Source organism: Shewanella sp. H8 (assembly GCF_040285065.1).
Lineage (GTDB): Bacteria > Pseudomonadota > Gammaproteobacteria > Enterobacterales > Shewanellaceae > Shewanella > Shewanella polaris.
The window spans coordinates 1,677,894-1,696,752 of sequence record NZ_CP157213.1 but is presented as its reverse complement, the minus strand read 5'-3'; the positions used below and the strand labels follow the sequence as shown (position 1 = coordinate 1,696,752).

Annotated in this window: 19 protein-coding genes; 7 read left to right on the top strand and 12 right to left on the bottom strand. The window is 39.7% G+C overall.

The annotated features are described in order from the left end of the window. Positions 1 to 567: 567 nt before the first annotated feature. The 12 genes from ABIS04_RS07385 to trmJ form a co-directional block, all read right to left on the bottom strand. On the bottom strand, positions 568 to 3,087 hold the full coding sequence (locus ABIS04_RS07385) for a TonB-dependent receptor (RefSeq protein ID WP_350433049.1): 2,520 nt from the start codon (positions 3,085 to 3,087) through the stop codon (positions 568 to 570). 809 nt (positions 3,088 to 3,896) lie between these two features. Beyond that, positions 3,897 to 4,328, bottom strand: a complete 432-nt coding sequence (gene ndk / locus ABIS04_RS07380) for a nucleoside-diphosphate kinase (protein WP_137221284.1) — start codon at positions 4,326 to 4,328, stop codon at positions 3,897 to 3,899. A gap of 174 nt (positions 4,329 to 4,502) precedes the next feature. Then, positions 4,503 to 5,399, bottom strand: a complete 897-nt coding sequence (gene rimK, locus ABIS04_RS07375; protein WP_137221286.1) for a 30S ribosomal protein S6--L-glutamate ligase — start codon at positions 5,397 to 5,399, stop codon at positions 4,503 to 4,505. Between the two features lie 170 nt (positions 5,400 to 5,569). Next, entirely contained in the window at positions 5,570 to 5,905 is a 336-nt protein-coding gene (gene fdx / locus ABIS04_RS07370) for an ISC system 2Fe-2S type ferredoxin (protein WP_137221288.1), read from the bottom strand. 8 nt (positions 5,906 to 5,913) lie between these two features. After that, positions 5,914 to 7,773 carry a Fe-S protein assembly chaperone HscA gene (gene hscA / locus ABIS04_RS07365; RefSeq protein ID WP_350433048.1) on the bottom strand — a complete coding sequence of 620 codons (1,860 nt, stop codon included), beginning with the start codon at positions 7,771 to 7,773 and terminating at the stop codon, positions 5,914 to 5,916. A gap of 68 nt (positions 7,774 to 7,841) precedes the next feature. Then, positions 7,842 to 8,366 carry a co-chaperone HscB gene (hscB, locus tag ABIS04_RS07360; RefSeq protein WP_140233917.1) on the bottom strand — a complete coding sequence of 175 codons (525 nt, stop codon included), beginning with the start codon at positions 8,364 to 8,366 and terminating at the stop codon, positions 7,842 to 7,844. A gap of 55 nt (positions 8,367 to 8,421) precedes the next feature. After that, positions 8,422 to 8,745, bottom strand: coding sequence for an iron-sulfur cluster assembly protein IscA (iscA, locus tag ABIS04_RS07355; protein ID WP_137221294.1), 324 nt, complete (start codon positions 8,743 to 8,745; stop codon positions 8,422 to 8,424). A gap of 14 nt (positions 8,746 to 8,759) precedes the next feature. Then, a complete protein-coding gene (gene iscU, locus ABIS04_RS07350; RefSeq protein ID WP_137221296.1) occupies positions 8,760 to 9,143 on the bottom strand; it encodes a Fe-S cluster assembly scaffold IscU in 384 nt (127 codons plus the stop codon). 72 nt (positions 9,144 to 9,215) lie between these two features. Next, positions 9,216 to 10,430 carry an IscS subfamily cysteine desulfurase gene (locus ABIS04_RS07345; protein ID WP_137221298.1) on the bottom strand — a complete coding sequence of 405 codons (1,215 nt, stop codon included), beginning with the start codon at positions 10,428 to 10,430 and terminating at the stop codon, positions 9,216 to 9,218. 82 nt (positions 10,431 to 10,512) lie between these two features. Next, the gene (gene iscR, locus ABIS04_RS07340; protein ID WP_137221300.1) at positions 10,513 to 10,974 is read right to left on the bottom strand and encodes a Fe-S cluster assembly transcriptional regulator IscR; all 462 of its coding nucleotides are present in this window, start codon (positions 10,972 to 10,974) and stop codon (positions 10,513 to 10,515) included. A 232-nt stretch (positions 10,975 to 11,206) separates the two neighbouring features. Beyond that, positions 11,207 to 12,028: a serine O-acetyltransferase gene (cysE, locus tag ABIS04_RS07335; RefSeq protein WP_137221302.1), complete on the bottom strand. Its 822-nt coding sequence runs from the start codon at positions 12,026 to 12,028 to the stop codon at positions 11,207 to 11,209. A 21-nt stretch (positions 12,029 to 12,049) separates the two neighbouring features. Beyond that, positions 12,050 to 12,766, bottom strand: a complete 717-nt coding sequence (trmJ, locus tag ABIS04_RS07330) for a tRNA (cytosine(32)/uridine(32)-2'-O)-methyltransferase TrmJ (RefSeq protein WP_140233916.1) — start codon at positions 12,764 to 12,766, stop codon at positions 12,050 to 12,052. A 150-nt stretch (positions 12,767 to 12,916) separates the two neighbouring features. Here trmJ and suhB point away from each other — a divergent pair, with 150 nt between their 5' ends. The 7 genes from suhB (at position 12,917) to btsR (ending at position 18,850) form a co-directional block, all read left to right on the top strand. Further along, positions 12,917 to 13,720, top strand: a complete 804-nt coding sequence (suhB, locus tag ABIS04_RS07325) for an inositol-1-monophosphatase (RefSeq protein ID WP_140233915.1) — start codon at positions 12,917 to 12,919, stop codon at positions 13,718 to 13,720. A 300-nt stretch (positions 13,721 to 14,020) separates the two neighbouring features. Then, positions 14,021 to 14,425, top strand: coding sequence for a phosphate-starvation-inducible protein PsiE (locus tag ABIS04_RS07320; protein WP_137221308.1), 405 nt, complete (start codon positions 14,021 to 14,023; stop codon positions 14,423 to 14,425). A 240-nt stretch (positions 14,426 to 14,665) separates the two neighbouring features. After that, positions 14,666 to 14,968 carry a PilZ domain-containing protein gene (locus ABIS04_RS07315; RefSeq protein WP_140233914.1) on the top strand — a complete coding sequence of 101 codons (303 nt, stop codon included), beginning with the start codon at positions 14,666 to 14,668 and terminating at the stop codon, positions 14,966 to 14,968. Positions 14,969 to 15,067: 99 nt separating this feature from the next. Next, positions 15,068 to 15,736 (top strand): AAA family ATPase, encoded by a 669-nt coding sequence (locus tag ABIS04_RS07310; RefSeq protein ID WP_140233913.1) that lies wholly within the window; start codon positions 15,068 to 15,070, stop codon positions 15,734 to 15,736. After that, positions 15,723 to 16,073 carry a replication protein RepA gene (locus tag ABIS04_RS07305; protein WP_140233912.1) on the top strand — a complete coding sequence of 117 codons (351 nt, stop codon included), beginning with the start codon at positions 15,723 to 15,725 and terminating at the stop codon, positions 16,071 to 16,073. Before ABIS04_RS07310 ends, ABIS04_RS07305 begins: the two co-directional genes overlap by 14 nt. A 393-nt stretch (positions 16,074 to 16,466) precedes the next feature. After that, positions 16,467 to 18,143, top strand: coding sequence for a sensor histidine kinase (locus tag ABIS04_RS07300; protein WP_350433047.1), 1,677 nt, complete (start codon positions 16,467 to 16,469; stop codon positions 18,141 to 18,143). Then, a complete protein-coding gene (gene btsR / locus ABIS04_RS07295) occupies positions 18,140 to 18,850 on the top strand; it encodes a two-component system response regulator BtsR (protein ID WP_350433046.1) in 711 nt (236 codons plus the stop codon). The genes ABIS04_RS07300 and btsR overlap by 4 nt, the downstream gene beginning before the upstream one ends. The last annotated feature ends 9 nt before the right edge of the window (positions 18,851 to 18,859 follow it).

Sequence of the window (18,859 nt, the reverse complement as noted above, 5' to 3'; positions counted from 1 at the left end):
TAATGTAAATGAGTATTTTAATAAAATATAATCAACACTCAACATTTCTAGCCCAATTACCTCATAAAAATGATGTTGTTTTTCTACTACGCGGCAGTATGTTCGAATAAGCATCTTAGCTGTTAAACTTAACACTGTGATGTAAAACTTTTTAAAAGATCATTAACGCTTAAAGGATGTAGATTTAGCATCAGGTAAAATATAAGGTAAAGTAACTTCCAACAATTCAATAGCAAAAATAAGCTATACTCCTTAGTTGCTCTGCAAAAAACGATCTTGCGTATGGAGGCTCTAAACCGGTTTGTAAACCCTTTGAACCTATTCCAAAGGGATGTGTTTACCATAAATAACAATATGTGGTAATAACGAGATCCAGCAGTAATGTACAACGGTCATAATCTTCTGACATAGAAATAGGCCACAACAATTGTTGTGGCCTATCATGAAACATCAAAAAATTGTACGAATAAGGACTATTTGTGTTAGCAGCCAGATAGAAATTTACTGCAATAGACTGCGCAAATTAATCACACTGCCTTATTTGTTAAGATACAACTGCACTTTAGTTTAGAACTTAACTGTTACGCCACCGTAATACTGGCGACCAATAGTGTCATACACTTCTGGTACAGTACCACCGTCACTACCATTAGATACACTTGATGGCTCTTCGTCAGTGATATTTTTAACACCAGCACTTAAGGTAATCATATCAGTAACATAATAAGTACCAGCTAAGTTATGATAAAGAATGGCGTCAACGTCATCACCAGTACTCAAGTCTTCCATTTGACCAATATAACGGTTTGAGTAGATAATATTCCAACTGTCTTGACCGGCTTGGATATTAAAGTTATTACGAACTTCAGCGTAAGCACCAAAGTTACCATCAATCATATTGGTATAATCGATACCTTCTTGCTCGAAGTTTAATAGGTAAGTGGTATCATTGTTAATTTTCCAGTCCAGTGATAAAGCAGCAAAGTGATAGGCTAAGTTAAAGTCTATACCGCTAGTATCTTGACTACCTACGTTCGTTAACGTGCTTGTTAAGTCAGATAAATCACCATTTGAACCAATGTTAAAGGTTTCACAAGCAGAGTCAGAAGCATCGGCATAGCATGCATCAAGTCCGGCTTGAACGTCTAAATAAGTGATTGCATTTTTCACTTTAAAACGCCAGTAATCAAGTGTTAACGATAAACCATCAACATAACTTGGCGAATAAACTAAACCTGCAGTGTAAGAGTCTGACTCTTCAGCTTCTAAGTCTTCATCAGAGGTATAACGCACTAGAATTTGAGGATCTTGTTCATTACCCCAAGGATCTGTTAAATAATCGTAAGATCCTGAGTCCCCACCGAATAACTCACTAATGCTAGGCGCGCGGAAACCTGTTGCAGCAACTGCACGAAGCATTAAATCATCAGTTGCTTCATATGTTAAACCCACTTTCCAAGTAGACGCTTTACCAAATGTGGAGTAATCATCATAACGAAGAGCAAATTCTCCGGTTAATTTTTCAGTGAAAGGTACACTAACCTCTTCAAACACGGAAAATACATCGTAATTGCCGCTCGTTGCATCTTGTTGTGCTGCCGTACTGTCACCAGCAATAGTTATTTCATCTGGATTATAATAACCACTTTCATAACGGTATTCGGCACCAATTGCAAAAGCTACAGCACCTGCACTTACGTCGAACAATTCACCATTTAAGCCTGCAGAAACAACATTTAATTCATTACCTCCATTCGAATTATCGGTATAACTTATGTCATTAACAATGGCATCCGTTAATGAATCACCACTGAACCATGCATCCTGATTAGCATAAACTGATTCAGACAAAAGGGTTGCATTGATTGAATTATCAATACTCGAATCGGCTTTGTTCTTACCGTAGGTATAATTGATATCCCAATTCATGCCAGTGTTGATATCAAGCTCACCTGCGAGGCCTGCTGATATACGGTATGTGTCGGTGTCTTGAGAATAGATTCGAGGACCTGCATCCGTTATACGACGACGATATTCAACACGACCAGTATCATCAGCAGCAATGCCACCATCGGTCATTGCATCGGTAAGTGTTACACAAGAACTGTCAGTATCAGTGTCACATACATCTAACATTACGGATGCAGGCTGTGGCGCGAGTTGTTGGTTAGATTTACGTTTAGTGTAAAGTGCATCAGCAGTTAACACTAAGTTATTGTCCAACTCTTGAACCATGTTAGCAAACAAACTATAGCGTTCATTAGGTGTTTGGTAATAACTGCTAGTGGTGTAATCGTATCCAGTTGTACGATCAACCCACTCACCAGCATCGTTTTGAACCATACCATCTAAAGAACCTGTAGGTATAAAAGAACTATAACCAGGTTCAGTCCAGCTACGATCTGATTGAATAACACTTTCACGTTTAGAATATGCTGCACCAAATGTGTAATTACCGCCATTAGTGTTAAAACCGTATAAACCACTGATTTCGCCAGTTTCACCATCGTTTTCGCTGCTGGTACTACCGTTAAGATCTAATTGAAAACCATCGAAATCTTTCTTGGTAATAATATTAACAACACCAGCAATTGCATCAGAACCGTATACTGCTGATGCACCATCTTTTAAAATTTCAACACGAGAGATCATCGCAACAGGAATAGAGTTCAAATCAACAGAACTATCAGCACCTGAACCAGAGTTAACCATACGACGGCCATTTAACAACACTAACGTACGTTGTGAACCCATACCGCGTAAATCGACCTGTGCGACACCATCAGATCCATTATTGGAACTTGAACCTAGAGCGGCACCAGCCATTGACGTTTGAGCTTGAAGTAATTGGTCAACTGAAGTGAAACCTTCAGCGCGAATGGCTTCAGCAGAAATGATGGTTACTGGAGAAGCTGTTTCCATGTCTTGACGTTGAATACGAGAACCGGTGACTTCGATTCTTTCAACTTTCTGTTCATCTGCTGCAAATGCTAATGAAGAAAATAAACCTGTTGTCACTACACTTGTTGCTGCTACAACCAATAAACTGCGACGAACAGCCTTAGCGGTTAATGTTACTGATATCATGAATAACTCCCTATAACTTGGAATAAAATAAAACAAGTCGTTATATTTTTAATTATAAATAATTGCTGAACGCTAATTATTGGGAAACATTATTAATGATAAAAAAACCTTTAGTCAATAAGGGCAACAAGTAAACAACACCACATCAATCCCAAACAAAGATAATTAATTTGACAATAATTATATCCATATAAATCAATAACATAGCAAATATAATGACAGTTCTTTAATTAACTTTACTTTCAACGATAAAATATTAGACAGATATTAAACATATACAGTTAAATATTTTAATAATTAGATACATTAATAAATCATAAATATAACATAAGATTAAATAGACTCACAATTTAAAACAATTACTCATGAAATTTACATTTAATAAAATTATAATATTAAAAAAATTTTAATGTTATTCATAAAAACATACGGAATAAGACCACAACTTACTTGATTATTTATTTATTAAATATAGATTTTTACCATCAAATGCTATTCCAAATCGCTAGTTGAGACTTTTTTATGGGAGCTGATACATCTAACAAAATTGAAAATATTGTTTACTTTCCGTACTACACAAGTGGCATTTCAAAGAATTATAAAAGTTAGCTTGATTAACGATAAAACATAACCTCAACAACAAGCGCTTGATAGATAATGTTAAATCGATGTCTTTCAAAGCAGAAATAATTTGAACAGATGAGAGTTACTTCTACATTGCTAGCAAGCTAATTTAGAAAGATGAACACCGAACAAAGAAGCACAAAAAAAGGAGCCGAGGCTCCTTTTTTATCAACTTACAGCAATAATTAACGAGTGCGTGGGCACACTTCGTCAGCGCTGAAGAAGTAAGCGATTTCACGTGCTGCTGATTCAACTGCATCAGAACCGTGAACAGCGTTTTCGTCGATGCTTGCAGCATAGTCAGCACGTAAAGTGCCACGAGCAGCTTCAGCAGGGTTAGTTGCGCCCATGATTTCACGATTAGCTAAAACAGCGTTTTCGCCTTCTAACACTTGAACCATTACTGGACCAGACGTCATGAAAGAAACTAAAGCACCAAAGAAAGGACGTGCGCTATGTTCAGCGTAGAAACCTTCAGCTTGCTCTTTAGACAGGTGTACCATTTTAGACGCGATGATCTTAAGACCAGCGGTTTCAAAACGGTTGTAGATAGCGCCAATGTGGTTTTTAGCAACTGCATCTGGCTTGATAATAGAAAATGTGCGTTCGATGGTCATAACTAGCTTCCTTAATGTGAGCAAGTTTTAAAAAATTCGCGCGGATTATACGTAATTTAAGTGTATATTCCTAGCCTTATCCGCACTCGTCAGTATATTTCATCATTTAATTGCGTCACATTTATTAATATGGCGTAATTTATGCTTTATGTGATTGAAGATAGAGCTTATTGCCTAAGGTCTCGACTTAACAGCCTTATCTATATTCTTTTCCATGAAGCATATAATGGCGTCGGCTACATCCTTCTGAGTGGCTTTTTCAATGCCTTCTAAACCAGGAGATGAGTTTACTTCCATCACAACTGGACCATGGTTAGATCGTAATAAATCAACCCCAGCGATATTTAATCCCATTGTTTTTGCAGCACGAAGCGCGACTGAACGCTCCTCTGGAGATAGTTTAACAAGCGTTGCGCTACCACCACGGTGTAAGTTAGAGCGAAATTCACCGGGTTTAGCTTGGCGCTTCATCGCAGCAATTACTTTATCCCCTAGCACAAAACAACGAATATCCGCACCTTGCGCTTCTGCAATATACTCTTGCACCATAATATTGGCTTTTAAGCCCATAAAGGCTTCAAGCACGCTCTCTGCCGCTTTTCGAGTTTCAGCTAATACCACGCCTATACCTTGAGTACCTTCTAACAATTTAACCACTAATGGCGCGCCGCCGACCATATCAATCAAATCAGGAATATCACTGGGTTTGTTGGCAAAACCAGTAATCGGTAAACCAATGCCTTGTCGTGACAAAAGTTGCATTGAACGTAACTTGTCTCGTGAACGCGCAATCCCAATTGAACCATTAACCGCATATACACCCATCATTTCAAATTGGCGTAGTACAGCTGAACCATAAAAAGTCACAGAGGCACCAATTCGCGGGATCACCGCATCAAAATGGCCTAAGTTTTTACCCGCCATATGAATACTCGGTTTGGTCATATTGATATTCATATAACACTTTAGTGGGTTGATAACCTTGACTTCATGTCCTCGGGCAACGGCTGCCTCAACTAAACGTCGAGTAGAATATAATTGCGGGCCTTGAGACAGTATTGCGATGCGCACAGAGTGCTCCAAAATTGTAATTTTCCGGCATCATACTCTGAGTTTTTTTTAAATCAATAACTGGAATGAACACAAATAAAAAAAGAGTCAATCTGATCAGATTGACTCTTTTTTTGTGATCAATTACTCGTTAGAAGTGAGTGATTGAGACATTAATAAATCAACAAAGACTAGCCTTCGCTGACCATATTGACTGTGTATTTAGGAATATCGATAACCAAATCACAATCAACCACTTTGGCTTGGCACGATAAACGACTTTCTGGCTCTAGGCCCCACGCTTTATCAAGCATGTCGTCTTCTAGCTCATCACTTTCTTCCAGCTTATTGAAGCCTTCACGTACAACAACGTGACACGTGGTACAAGCACATGACTTTTCACACGCGTGCTCAATATTGATTCCATTGCGCAGTGCAACGTCTAAAATAGTTTCGCCAACTTCGGCCTCAAGAACTGCGCCATCAGGACAAAGCTCTTTATGGGGTAAAAATACTAACTGTGGCATTATTTCACCTATATGTTATCGACCGACTGCCCTTTTAGCGCCGCTCTAATAGAATTATCCATGCGTCGTGACGCAAAATCTTGGGTTTTATCATCTAGACTTGCAATCGCTTTCTCAATGGCATCTACATCATCTTGTTGTGCAACGGCATCAAGATGTCCAATCGCCACCATTAATTGTTCACGCTCTTGCTCATCGAGTAAATCAGAATCTTTAGCTAAAGCCGCATTAAGCGATTCTATCACCCGTGCAGCTTCAACTTTTTGCTCAGCCAACATACGACGAGTAATGTCTTCTTTAGCATACTTCATCGAATCTTTTAGCATGGTGGCAATTTCAGTGTCAGACAAACCAAATGAAGGCTTAACTTGAATGGTCGTTTTCACCTTGGTGGATTTCTCCATGGCGGTGACACTTAACAAACCATCAGCATCAACTTGGAACGTCACCCGAATATGTGCAGCACCTGCAGCAAGTGGCGGAATACCGTGTAAGGTAAAACGAGCCAATGAACGACAATCTTCAACAAGTTCGCGCTCACCTTGCACCACGTGAAATGCCATTGCAGTTTGGCCATCTTTAAACGTCGTGAATTCTTGTGCTCGAGCTACCGGAATAGTGGTATTTCGAGTGACGACTTTTTCCACCAAACCGCCCATTGTCTCAACGCCAAGTGATAACGGAATTACGTCGAGCAGCAGTAAATCTGACTCAGGTTTATTACCCACCAAAATATCAGCTTGAATAGCGGCACCAATAGCAACAACTCGATCAGGATCAATTGAGGTCAGCGGTGTTTTCTTGAAGAAGGCTTCAACTTGTTCACGCACTAAAGGCACTCTAGTTGAACCACCCACCATCACGGTTTCAATGACTTCATCTATACTGACACCGGCGTCGCGTAATGTGCGGCGACAGCTGCCAATGGTTTTTTTAACTAATGCGCCAATTAACTGATTAAATAAGCTCTTATCAACAGTACACGTTAAGATTTTTTCGCCTATAACAACTGATGCTTCAATATTGTCATTATTGGTTAATGCTTCCTTAACTCGACGAGCTTCAATCAGTAATTGTCGTGCCAGTTGATTGTTAGGCTCGGTAATGCCCCACACTGTTTGTAAATGGCTAACAAGCAGATGATCGAAATCATCACCACCTAGTGCAGAATCGCCGCCAGTGGCTAACACTTCAAACACGCCACGATTTAAACGCAGAACGGAGATATCAAATGTGCCACCGCCTAAATCATAAATGGCAATCACACCTTCTTGCTTTGAATCTAATCCATAAGCAATTGCAGCGGCGGTAGGTTCGTTCAGTAAACGTAATACCTTAACGCCCAACAATTCAGCGGCATCTTTAGTGCCTTGACGTTGTGCATCATCAAAATAGGCTGGCACGGTAATCACCACACCTTCTAACTGACCACCTAAAGTCGTTTCTGCACGCGCTATCAAGGGTTTTAAAATTTCGGCAGACACTTGTATGGGATTAACCGGCCCCATAGGAGTAGAGAATACGGGTAAGCCATTTTCACTCGCATTTAATGCGTAGGGTAACCGATGTACACCAGACTGAATATCAGTCAGGCTACGCCCCATAAAACGCTTAACAGATACGATAGTATTTTGTGGATCTAAAGCAGATATTTCTTGAGCTTCATAGCCAACAAGCACTCCGCTATCGCCATAATGCACCACAGAAGGCAACGAATGACGACCTTGTCCATCAGGTAAAGTCAACGCTTGCGCACTTCTTACAGCGGCAACAAGTGAGTTGGTGGTACCAAGATCAATCCCTACCGCAAGACGATGCTGGTGCGGTGCGGCGCTTTGGCCAGGTTCTGCAATTTGCAACAGTGCCATAATGTTCCAACTTGTTGTGTTATCGATTAGCTGAACTAATCATAAATAAGGTTAAATTTTAGGTCTATTTAGTCAAGAAAGCGGTCTTCTATTCGCGCCAACTCATCTTGCAATTTTGCCATAAACTTCAATTTACGAATTTGATCTGCCGCTAATAATGCATCAGCAACATCTTCACTTGCCAATAGAGTCGCTAATTTAGCAAATAATACCGACTCAAATTCAGCAAATGATTCATACAATTCATCAATGGATGCTTGCGGATCGCTACTTTGTTGTATGTCTTCCAGCGCTTCACGCCACTCCATTTGCTGCATCAAAAATGCACCATCTTTTAATGTGGTGGTTTCGTGGCTTAATTCAATACCACGTAAGCTCAACATATGTTCAGCACGACGTAAGGGATTTTTTAACGTTTGATAGCCATCATTAACTTGTGCAGTACGCTGAACTGATAACAACTTTTGTTGTTCGGTATCATTAGCGAATTTATCGGGATGTACCGCCCGTTGCAGTTCGCGATAGCGCTCTGCAAGTAAGGCGGTGTCGATATCAAAGGCAGGTACAACATTAAACAGATTGAAATAATTCATGGGCAGACATCATGCTTACTGTTTGATATAAAACGGCTTAACAGTTAAATAATAGTTAAACGGTGAAACTCTCACCGCAACCACATTCACCCTTTGCGTTTGGATTATTGAACTGAAAACCTTCATTAAGGCCTTCTTTGACAAAATCAAGTTCAATACCTTGCAAATAAATTAAGCTTTTAGCATCAATGATGATATTCATACCATCGATATTATAAACTTCATCATCGTCATTGAGTTCGTCAACGAACTCAATGACATATGCCATACCTGAACAACCTGATGTTCTCAATCCTAGGCGCAAGCCAAGGCCTTTCCCGCGATTAGCAAGAAACGATCTTACTCGATCAGCCGCTGCAGGGGTCATTGAAATTGCCATCTTAACTCCAGGTATTACTTAGCTTGTTTACTTTTATACTCTTCAATTGCTGCTTTAATGGCATCTTCAGCCAAAATTGAACAATGAATTTTAACCGGTGGTAATGCTAATTCTTCAGCGATGTCAGCATTTTTAATGGTTGCGGCTTCATCAACACTTTTGCCTTTAACCCACTCAGTAACTAATGAGCTAGATGCAATTGCACTGCCACAACCATAAGTTTTGAATTTTGCATCTTCAATAATGCCATCAGCATTAATTTTAAGTTGCAACTTCATTACGTCACCACAAGCGGGTGCACCAACCATACCAGTTACTACTGATGGATCGTTTTTATCAAATGAACCTACGTTACGTGGGTTTTCATAATGATCGATTACTTTTTCGCTATAAGCCATGATACTGCTCCAAATTCTGTGTCGTTGTCCGTTTACGATTAATGGTATTACACTTAATTCAACTCAATCGAATTAGTGATGTGCCCATTGAACTTCGTTCAAGTCGATACCATCTTTGAACATCTCCCATAATGGAGACATTTCGCGCAACTTATCGATAGATTCAGTTATCGTTACGATAGCGTGGTCAATTTCTTCATCGGTAGTAAAACGACCTAAAGAGAAACGAATTGAGCTATGTGCCATTTCATCATTTAAACCCAATGCACGTAATACGTAGCTTGGCTCTAAACTTGCTGAAGTACAGGCTGAACCTGAAGAAACGGCTAAGTCTTTTAAGGCCATCATTAACGACTCGCCTTCAACAAAGTTGAAACTTACGTTAAAGATGCCGCTGTAGCGATGTTCCATATCACCGTTAATATAGGTTTCTTCGATATGTTTAATGCCATTCCACAATTTATCGCGTAAACGAGTAATACGTGCACCGTCTACAGCCATATCTTGTTTAGCAATAGCAGCAGCTTCGCCTAACCCAACAATTTGATGGGTTGCTAATGTGCCACTGCGCATACCGCGTTCGTGTCCGCCACCGTGCATTTGCGATTCAAGACGAATACGTGGCTTACGACGAACATATAACGCGCCGATGCCTTTTGGTCCATACATTTTATGGCCAGAAATCGAAATCAAATCTACTTTAGTGGTTTGTACATCAATCGGTATTTTACCTGCACTTTGTGCAGCATCCATATGGAAGAAGATACCTTTTGAGCGGCATAATTCACCAATCGCATCGATATCTTGAATCACACCTATTTCGTTGTTAACGTGCATAATACTGACCAAAATGGTGTCGTCGCGCATTGCTGCTTCTAAACGTTCCATTGGAATAAGGCCGTTAGCATCGGGTACCAGATAAGTCACTTCATAACCTTCGCGCTCTAACTGACGGCAAGTGTCTAACGTTGCCTTATGCTCAGTTTTGCTGGTGATGATGTGTTTGCCCTTTTTACTGTAAAAATGAGCAATACCTTTAATAGCAAGGTTACTTGATTCTGTAGCGCCTGAGGTAAAAACTATTTCACGGTGATCAGCATTAATTAAATCGGCAACTTGATTACGGGCGACATCAACCGCCTCTTCAGCTTGCCAACCATAACGATGTGAACGCGATGCTGGATTACCAAACACGCCGTCCATTGTCATGTGTTGCATCATTTTTTCTGCGACACGCGGATCTACAGGGGTTGTTGCGGCATAATCTAAATAGATAGGAAGCTTCATAACACACTCCGTACTTAGCAGTCTCAGGTGAGGCTACATACAACGTACAAATAATTATTATATATCAATCAACATAGTTGAGTTACAAACTCACTCTATGTTCCTTTTGTATTTCGTCTTGCTTTAGCGAGATAAATTGAACGTCTCGTTTTTGCATTAAACCTGCAAGCGAAATACTGTTTAAAAAATCAGAAATTTGTTTACTTAAGTCGCCCCATAAAGAATGGGTTAGGCAACGTGTACCGCTTTGGCAGTTACCTTGTCCTTGACAACGAGTGGCATCTACAGATTCATCAACAGCATGCACGACCATGCCAACTGAGATATCGACGGCATCTAAACCTAAACGATAACCACCACCAGGTCCGCGGACACTCGACACCAAACCATTTTTACGTAACTTTGCGAAGAGTTGTTCAAGATAAGACAAAGAGATACCTTGTCTTTCAGAAATATCGGCTAAGGGCACGGGACCAGTAGCTGAGTGAATCGCAACATCCAGCATAGCTGTCACTGCATAGCGACCTTTTGATGTAAGTTTCATAACTTGTACTGCTCCCAAAAAGTATGCAGTAATTTCAACATACCCTAGTAATTTAGTCAAGTATTAATCCTACTAAAACACTCGGGTATTATGGTCTTGCTTATAACAAAAAGGTCCATATTTTCGCAGAGAGTATTTAACCTTTTTATGTCATAAAATTCAATGCCAACAGGATAATTAATCGTATTATCGGTCGATTTATTGACTTGAATCTACAATGACTTATTTATTTCTAAATACTAGGGTCGAACTTGTTAATGTCTTGTTTACGAATAGTGGCAGCTTTTCTAGAAGCATCATCAAATGCATCAACGTTCAACTCTGGTAATTTTTTGGTACACACCTCGCCACCCATAGATTGAATGGCACTACACACTTCTTGTACTTTTGAGTCCATTAAATGCATATGGTCCAGCATTTGACCAATAGCATTTGCTACTGGATCAGGATTATCTGGCGATACGGCATATGCATCAAAGCCATATTTTTTAGCCATCTCAGTGCGACGCTCAGTTTTCTCTTTTGATTGATTCGTCGGCGAAGACACCACTCGTCCAGGTATACCTACCACGGTATTATCACTGGCAACATCTTTAACAACGACAGAATTTGACCCCACACGCGCACCATCATGCATAGTGATCGGCCCAAGTATCTTAGCCCCAGCACCAATGACCACATTATTACCTAAAGTTGGATGACGTTTGCCTGGCTGCCAGGTTGTACCGCCCAAAGTAACACTATGATAAAGCGTGCAATCATCACCTATTTCAGCGGTTTCACCGATAACAACACCCATGCCATGGTCAATGAAAAAACGGCGACCAATGGTGGCGCCTGGATGTATTTCAACACCAGTTAACCAACGAGAAAATGTCGATAAACAGCGCGCAGTAAAGCGCCAGTTGGCGAGCCAAAGTTTATGACTTATACGATGGATCCAAATAGCATGCATACCAGGATAATTAAACAATATCTCGATAGTACTGTTTGCAGCAGGATCACGATGATAAATTGATTCTATATCTTCTTTTAACCTAGCGATAACGGCCATGATGTGTTCCTTACTACTAATCTATTTATCCATTTTCTTATCAATGGAGGTCAAAATACCCCGAAGAATATTCATCTCTTGCGCTTCAATACGTGCTCGAGTATACAAACGACGAAGTTTAGTCATAACTTGCCCTGGATGATTTTTAATCACAAAACCAGTTTTAGACAAAGTAGACTCTAGGTGAATGAAGAAACGTTCTAGCTCATCAGTCAATGGATATGCCTCTGTTTCAGCCGGAGTTTCAGTTTGTGCTAAATGGGCAACTCGGGTTTCATAACAAATAATCTGTACAGCTTGAGCAAGATTTAACGAACTGTATTCAGGGTTAGCAGGAATCGCCACGTGATAAGTACACTTTTGTAACTCTTCATTGCTTAAACCATGATTTTCACGTCCAAATACGATGGCAACAGGGCCGTTTAAACTTTCCTGAGTCAATTTTTGACCCGCCTCACGGGGATCTAGCATAGGCCAATCTAATGTACGACTGCGTGCACTGGTTGCAATGACTAAACTACAGTCAGCAATGGCTTCTTCTAATGAGTCAACTCGAGTTAGATTCTTAAGAATATCTGACGCACCTGCTGCAAGCGCTATCGATTGTCCATCTGGCTCAGTTCTTGGCTCAGCGAGATATAAATTAGATAACCCCATAGTTTTCATTGCTCTTGCTGTAGAGCCAATATTACCAGGGTGCGAGGTACCAACTAAAACAACACGAATATTACTGAGCATGTAGCACTTTCTTTTAACTAAAAATATTATCCGCATGTTAACACAATCATTAAAAATTACGTTATATGAAAATCTGCATTTGATATAACCCTCAAATAAAGTATAATGCGGGCGCTATTTTACTCGTTCTTTAACATCCAGGGGATTGCAATGCATCCGATGCTGACTATTGCCACGCGCGCTGCACGCGCTGCGGGCCAAACTATTATGCGCGCCTATACTGAACTTGACCGTGTTGAGGTAAGCAGTAAAGGTATTAATGATTTCGTGACTAGTGTAGATAAGGAAGCAGAAGCAACTATTACTTACCAAATTCGTAAATCGTACCCAGACCACACTATCATTGGTGAGGAAAACGGTGAAAACCGTGGCGATAATAATGATTACATTTGGATAGTAGATCCTTTGGATGGCACCAACAACTTCGTTCGTGGCATACCTCATTTTGCAGTATCTATCGCACTTCAATATAAAGGCAAAATTGAAGTTGCTGTTATTTACGATCCTGTCCGTGAAGAGTTATTTTCAGCGGTTCGTGGTAAAGGCGCTAAGCTGAATGATTTCCGCATGCGCGTAACCAACGTAAATGATTTAACCAGCACTATGATTGGCACTGGTTTTCCATTCAAAGCACGTCAACACACCGAAACCTATATGGCTATTCTAGCGGAAGTATTTCCGTTGTGTGCTGATATCCGTCGTGGTGGTTCAGCTGCTCTAGATTTAGCTTATGTTGCTGCTGGTCGTTTAGATGGTTTCTTTGAAATTGGTCTTAAGCCATGGGACATTGCTGCGGGCGACTTAATTTGTCGTGAAGCTGGCGGCACTGTTACCGACTTTATGGGCGGACACAACTATATGGTTTCAGGAAACATTGTGGCTGGTAGTCCAAAAGTGACCACTCAATTGGTTAAGACCATGCGCCCTTTGCTTAATGAAGCCCTAAAACGTTAGTCGTTTTATCCACATTGAGGTAATTGTTAATGTTAACAATTACCATCACAATTGATAAAAATCGCTAAAGCAGACTTTAGCGATTTTTTTATACCTTTATATTGTAACAGCTCCCCATACTTCTCATATTTTCCAACATTATGCACCCAGGTTGTTACTGAAATATCAGTGATACCCAAGTGTTACTATTCATAATCTCTAAATAAGCTATGACACATCTTGCAAAATCGAATCAGAACACTGGGAAAACATCCAAAAGTCATCAATAATGGTTTTTTAATTTTTCAAATGAAGATGACTATGCAATTACTACGCGGTTTAGGCCTAAAATCCTTAAAAAGTATCGAACACTTAGTATTATTTATTATTGCACTGGCGACAATATTTGCCATTGGCGAAGAAATTTTTCATATGATTGACATTCGCACAGTAGAACTAGCAGATTTACTCCTGCTGTTCATATATCTTGAAGTGTTAGCCATGGTCGTCAATTATATTGAGTCGGGTAAATTACCTATCCGTATGCCACTTTATATTGCGATTGTTGCATTGGCTCGATACTTGATTTTAGACATGAAAGGTATGGAAGATTGGCGTATTTTAGCCATCTCACTTTCAACAATAGTGCTCGCCAGTACCGTTATAGTGATCCGCTGGGGCCAATTGAAAATGCCTTACCCTAAAAACCAAGACTATGATAATTAATCACGTTAACTGCCACTGAAAATACCAAGTATCGATTACTCAGTATTATAATCGTAATTTTATCTTGCTTAACAAAATAGTTATGCTAAAAATTATTATAGGGTAGAAAATTACTGGAGGTTAAAAATTTATACGTTAATATAAAAGGTTAGCACTCAACACTAAATTTTAAAGACAGCAATAATGAGCTAAACAACAATTCAAGTTGCCGATAGACGGATCATTTCAAGGAGAAATACGATGAGCCAAGAACCAGCTGGATTCGAAGAAAAACGCGGTTCGTTACGTGTTGATATGGAAGCCGAGCGGATCCGATTGGATTGGATTAATGCACATGGTGAATCATGTATCGACCATGGTATTTGTATTGATCTTGCTCGCAAAGGGGTATTATTTGATTTTAAATTGTCTTTTAAACTAGGTGATTTGATAGCCTTAACCTTCAATGAAAATACCGACAAACAAAATACCATAAAAGGTCAAGTTTGCCGTTGCACCGAATGCTCACCTCATAGTTACCATATTGCTTTACAGCTAATTTAATTGATAATTTTTGCAGTCCCCTATGACTGATCTATACTCAAGCTAAAATAGTAATCAATATTTCAGTGCTATAAAGCTTCTAGAATCAAGGAATACAACATGATATTGCTGGTTGGTGGAGAAAAAGGTGGCAGTGGCAAAAGCTGTTTAGCACAAAATATTGCTGTGCATATTAGTCAAAAAAATGATGCAAATGTGCTCATGGTTGATTGTGATCCACAACGAACCACATCAGACTGGATCCAAGCTCGCAATAATGACCCCAATCTAAAAGCCATCAATTGTATTCAACTTTATGGCAAAATTCGCAACGATTTGCTAAGCCTAAATGATCGATTTGACTATGTTATTGTTGATTGTGGAGGTCAAGATAACCTAGCAATGCGCGCCGCCATGTCTGTCGCAACCTATGTTGTGCTGCCACTTCGTCCTAAGCGACGCGATCTTAAAACCTTACCTCATATGGAAGACATGCTCAGTACTTGTAAGATGGTAAATCCTAAAATGATTGCCGCCATCGTGATAACACAATGCCCTGCACTACCGTCTCAAGGTAAACGTATTTTAGAAGCTAAAGAAGTGGTTGAGTCTTTTGGTTTACGCGCACTCAATTCAGTAACATTTAGTCGCAATATCTATGATGATAGCGAAGAAAGTGGCTCTTCTGTGCTTGAAATCGATCCGAGCGGTAAAGCGGCTGATGAAATTAGAGCCATTACCGATGAGCTTTTTGCCATCCCACCAGAAAATAGTTATGAGTTTAACTGATCTTAAACGTAAGAAACGCAAAGATACCCAAGTCAAGGTATCTGTAGACGACTTTATTGAAGATGCTAATAATTATGCATTTGGTATAGGGACATCACATGATCAACCCGATATCACATCAACGGCTCAAGAATTTTTATCAGGACTCGATAAAAAAAGTACCAAAATTTATCGTCATGCCACTTTTACACTAACCGAGAAAAGCATTTCACAATTAGATGAAATAGCTAAAACCAGTAAAGTGGCTAAATCCAAAATTCTTAGAATACTCATTGATCAGTTTTATCAGCAAAGTGGCGCTAAACAATCTGATTTATTGCGTAAAGCGTCACGTTAACAACAACATTTTTCGATTAAAATCATCAGATATGTCGACATAAACTCTATGCAATAATGCATGATATTTACTTTTAAAGCCTGGCCTCTTGGAGTACTGATATAGTTTGTTATATTGACAATTTATCATGGTCGACTTATTACAATCGATAAAAAATGATAAGTTAGCTGAGTATCTAAACACATTAGTCTCAGCTCCCTCATAGCCTTGCGTTGATAATCGATTTCTACTGTTGATGGCTTTTTATATCATACTAAAATTGAGGTAATATGATTTTTCATTACACGGTTTCTCTGTGAACGAGATGCAACTAACGAGGCTTGACGGGCCAATGACTACTCTCTAACAATAGTCAAAAAATCATTTATCTACCATGTAATCCAAAGAGAATATATGTCGTTAATATTACTGCTAACGCAACAAATGTGCGTCTACTTAGTGATTGTTTACTTAGTCAGTAAAACGCCATTGTTTAAACTTTTCGCTGAAACATCAAAACGCCTCCCTCATAAAGTCTTTATCTATCTGGTTTTTTCCTGCTTTTGTATTTTGGCAACTTACTTTGGTGAGCAAACATCTGGAGCCATTGCCAATACTCGCGCTATGGGTGCTGTGTTAGGCGGGTTGCTTGGCGGCCCAATCACTGGATTATTGGTTGGTTTAACGGGTGGATTACATCGTTATTCGATGGGCGGATTTACAGATATAGCCTGTGCCATATCAACCGCCTTGGAAGGATTGTCGGCTGGAATAATCAGTTATTATTTTACTAAAGCCGGAAAATCAGAAATGGCTTATCAACCCATAGTCGTATTTGGGGTGACATTTATGGCTGAAATAATGCAGATGTCGATTATTTTACTCATCGCTAAACCCTTTGACCAAGCTTGGGAACTGGTCAAATTAATCGCGCCGCCTATGCTTCTAATAAACTCACTGGGCGCAGCAATGTTTATGAGCATCCTTCGCGACCAAAAAGCCATGTTTGATAAATTATCATCCAGCTTCTCAACCAAAGCGCTAAAAATAGCAGAGCGCAGTGTAGGCTTACTTTCAAAAGGATTTGATGTCGAATCGAGTAAAAAGGTCGCTCAAATCGTTATCGAAGAAACTCAAGTCGGGTCTGTTGCTATTACTGATAGACATAAACTACTGGCATTTATCGGTATTGGGGCCGATCATCATCTCACTAATACCCCCATTTCATCGCAAATCACACTTGATGCTATTGCACAAAATAAGGTGATGTTTGCCGATGGCGTCTACACCCCTTATACCTGCTCTATATCAGCTCATTGCAGATTAGGTTCAAGCTTAGTTATCCCACTGCGCAGTAATGATGAAGTCATTGGTACCATTAAATTATACGAACCTAAAAATAAATTATTTTTGAATATTAATCGCACCTTAGGTGAAGGGATAGCAAGATTACTTTCAAACCAGATTTTGTTTGGCCGCTTTGAACAACAAAAGAGTTTATTGATGCAGGCGGAAATCAAATTATTACAAGCCCAAGTCAATCCTCACTTTCTATTTAATGCGCTAAACACTATCAGCGCAATCATTAACCGTGATCCTCAGATGTCTAAAAAGTTATTACAACAATTGTCTCAATTCCTACGGATAAATCTTACTCGAACCACTGGACTAGTTACCTTAGCCGATGAGTTGGAACATATTGATGCATACCTTGCCATTGAACATGCACGTTTTATTGACAAACTAAAGGTCAGTATTAGTATTCCAAAGATATATCATCACCTAAAAATGCCAGCATTTACCCTGCAACCTCTTATTGAAAATGCGGTTAAACATGGCACCTCACGAATGCTTGAAGCCGGTATGATTAGAGTAGAGGCTTCAATAGAAGGTGATGATTTGTTACTGAGTGTCACAGACAATGCTGGGTTGTATCACCCCTCAAAAAATACTGAAGGATTAGGCATGAACTTAGTCCATAAACGGTTGCAAAACTTATTTGGTGAACAATATGGCATTGAAGTCCAAAGCCAAGCTGATGAGTTTACTTGCGTACAAGTACGCATACCGTTAGAGGAGCAAGTCTCATGATTTCATGCTTAATTATTGACGATGAACCTTTTGCCCGCCAAGAAGTGGCTGACCTTCTCGAAAAACATCCAGATATTAAAATATTAGGGCAATGCAGTAACGCCATTGAAGCCCTACAACAAATTAACGTGTTAAAGCCTGATCTAATTTTTATTGATATTCAAATGCCGCGGATTAATGGCATGGAACTCATTGCCATGCTTAATCCCGAACAAGTGCCAAGAGCGGTGTTTATTACGGCTTTTGATGAGTATGCAATAAAAGCATTCGACAACAATGCCTTCGATTACTTACTTAAACCTATAGACGAAAAACGCTTTAACCAAACGCTAGAAAAAGTACGCGCAAATATGACGCCGCTACCAATGACACAAATACTGCCCGCACAACTAGCTCATTTGCCCTGTTACAGTGGCAATAAACTCAAAGTGGTTGCCACTGCGGATGTCGAATTTGTTGTCAGTGATGTTGGCGGTATTCATGTACACTCAAATAAAGGCAACAGCCACACCCAATTAACCCTTAAGGTATTAGAACAAAAAACCGCTTTATTTCGTTGCCATAAACAATATTTACTAGCCCCAAGTGCAATTTGTGAAATTGAAATAACCGACACGGGCGCGAAAGTCACCACCCATAGCGGTGCTAATGTGCCAGTTTCACGTCGTTACCTCAAAGAATTAAAGCAGTTGCTTGGCTTTCAATAGCCCTGTTCA

Excerpts from the sequence above, each read along its gene's own strand:
- ndk (WP_137221284.1), bottom strand. The coding sequence starts at position 4,328 with ATGACCATCGAACGCACATTTTCTATTATCAAGCCAGATGCAGTTGCT.
- fdx (WP_137221288.1), bottom strand. The coding sequence starts at position 5,905 with ATGCCACAGTTAGTATTTTTACCCCATAAAGAGCTTTGTCCTGATGGC.
- hscA (WP_350433048.1), bottom strand. The coding sequence starts at position 7,773 with ATGGCACTGTTGCAAATTGCAGAACCTGGCCAAAGCGCCGCACCGCAC.
- ABIS04_RS07310 (WP_140233913.1), top strand. The coding sequence starts at position 15,068 with ATGATATTGCTGGTTGGTGGAGAAAAAGGTGGCAGTGGCAAAAGCTGT.
- ABIS04_RS07305 (WP_140233912.1), top strand. The coding sequence starts at position 15,723 with ATGAGTTTAACTGATCTTAAACGTAAGAAACGCAAAGATACCCAAGTC.
- btsR (WP_350433046.1), top strand. The coding sequence starts at position 18,140 with ATGATTTCATGCTTAATTATTGACGATGAACCTTTTGCCCGCCAAGAA.
- cysE (WP_137221302.1), bottom strand. The coding sequence starts at position 12,028 with ATGGCCGTTATCGCTAGGTTAAAAGAAGATATAGAATCAATTTATCAT.
- iscA (WP_137221294.1), bottom strand. The coding sequence starts at position 8,745 with ATGGCAATTTCAATGACCCCTGCAGCGGCTGATCGAGTAAGATCGTTT.
- ABIS04_RS07320 (WP_137221308.1), top strand. The coding sequence starts at position 14,021 with ATGCAATTACTACGCGGTTTAGGCCTAAAATCCTTAAAAAGTATCGAA.
- ABIS04_RS07345 (WP_137221298.1), bottom strand. The coding sequence starts at position 10,430 with ATGAAGCTTCCTATCTATTTAGATTATGCCGCAACAACCCCTGTAGAT.
- trmJ (WP_140233916.1), bottom strand. The coding sequence starts at position 12,766 with ATGCTCAGTAATATTCGTGTTGTTTTAGTTGGTACCTCGCACCCTGGT.
- ABIS04_RS07300 (WP_350433047.1), top strand. The coding sequence starts at position 16,467 with ATGTCGTTAATATTACTGCTAACGCAACAAATGTGCGTCTACTTAGTG.
- hscB (WP_140233917.1), bottom strand. The coding sequence starts at position 8,366 with ATGAATTATTTCAATCTGTTTAATGTTGTACCTGCCTTTGATATCGAC.
- iscR (WP_137221300.1), bottom strand. The coding sequence starts at position 10,974 with ATGAAACTTACATCAAAAGGTCGCTATGCAGTGACAGCTATGCTGGAT.
- ABIS04_RS07385 (WP_350433049.1), bottom strand. The coding sequence starts at position 3,087 with ATGATATCAGTAACATTAACCGCTAAGGCTGTTCGTCGCAGTTTATTG.
- suhB (WP_140233915.1), top strand. The coding sequence starts at position 12,917 with ATGCATCCGATGCTGACTATTGCCACGCGCGCTGCACGCGCTGCGGGC.
- iscU (WP_137221296.1), bottom strand. The coding sequence starts at position 9,143 with ATGGCTTATAGCGAAAAAGTAATCGATCATTATGAAAACCCACGTAAC.
- ABIS04_RS07315 (WP_140233914.1), top strand. The coding sequence starts at position 14,666 with ATGAGCCAAGAACCAGCTGGATTCGAAGAAAAACGCGGTTCGTTACGT.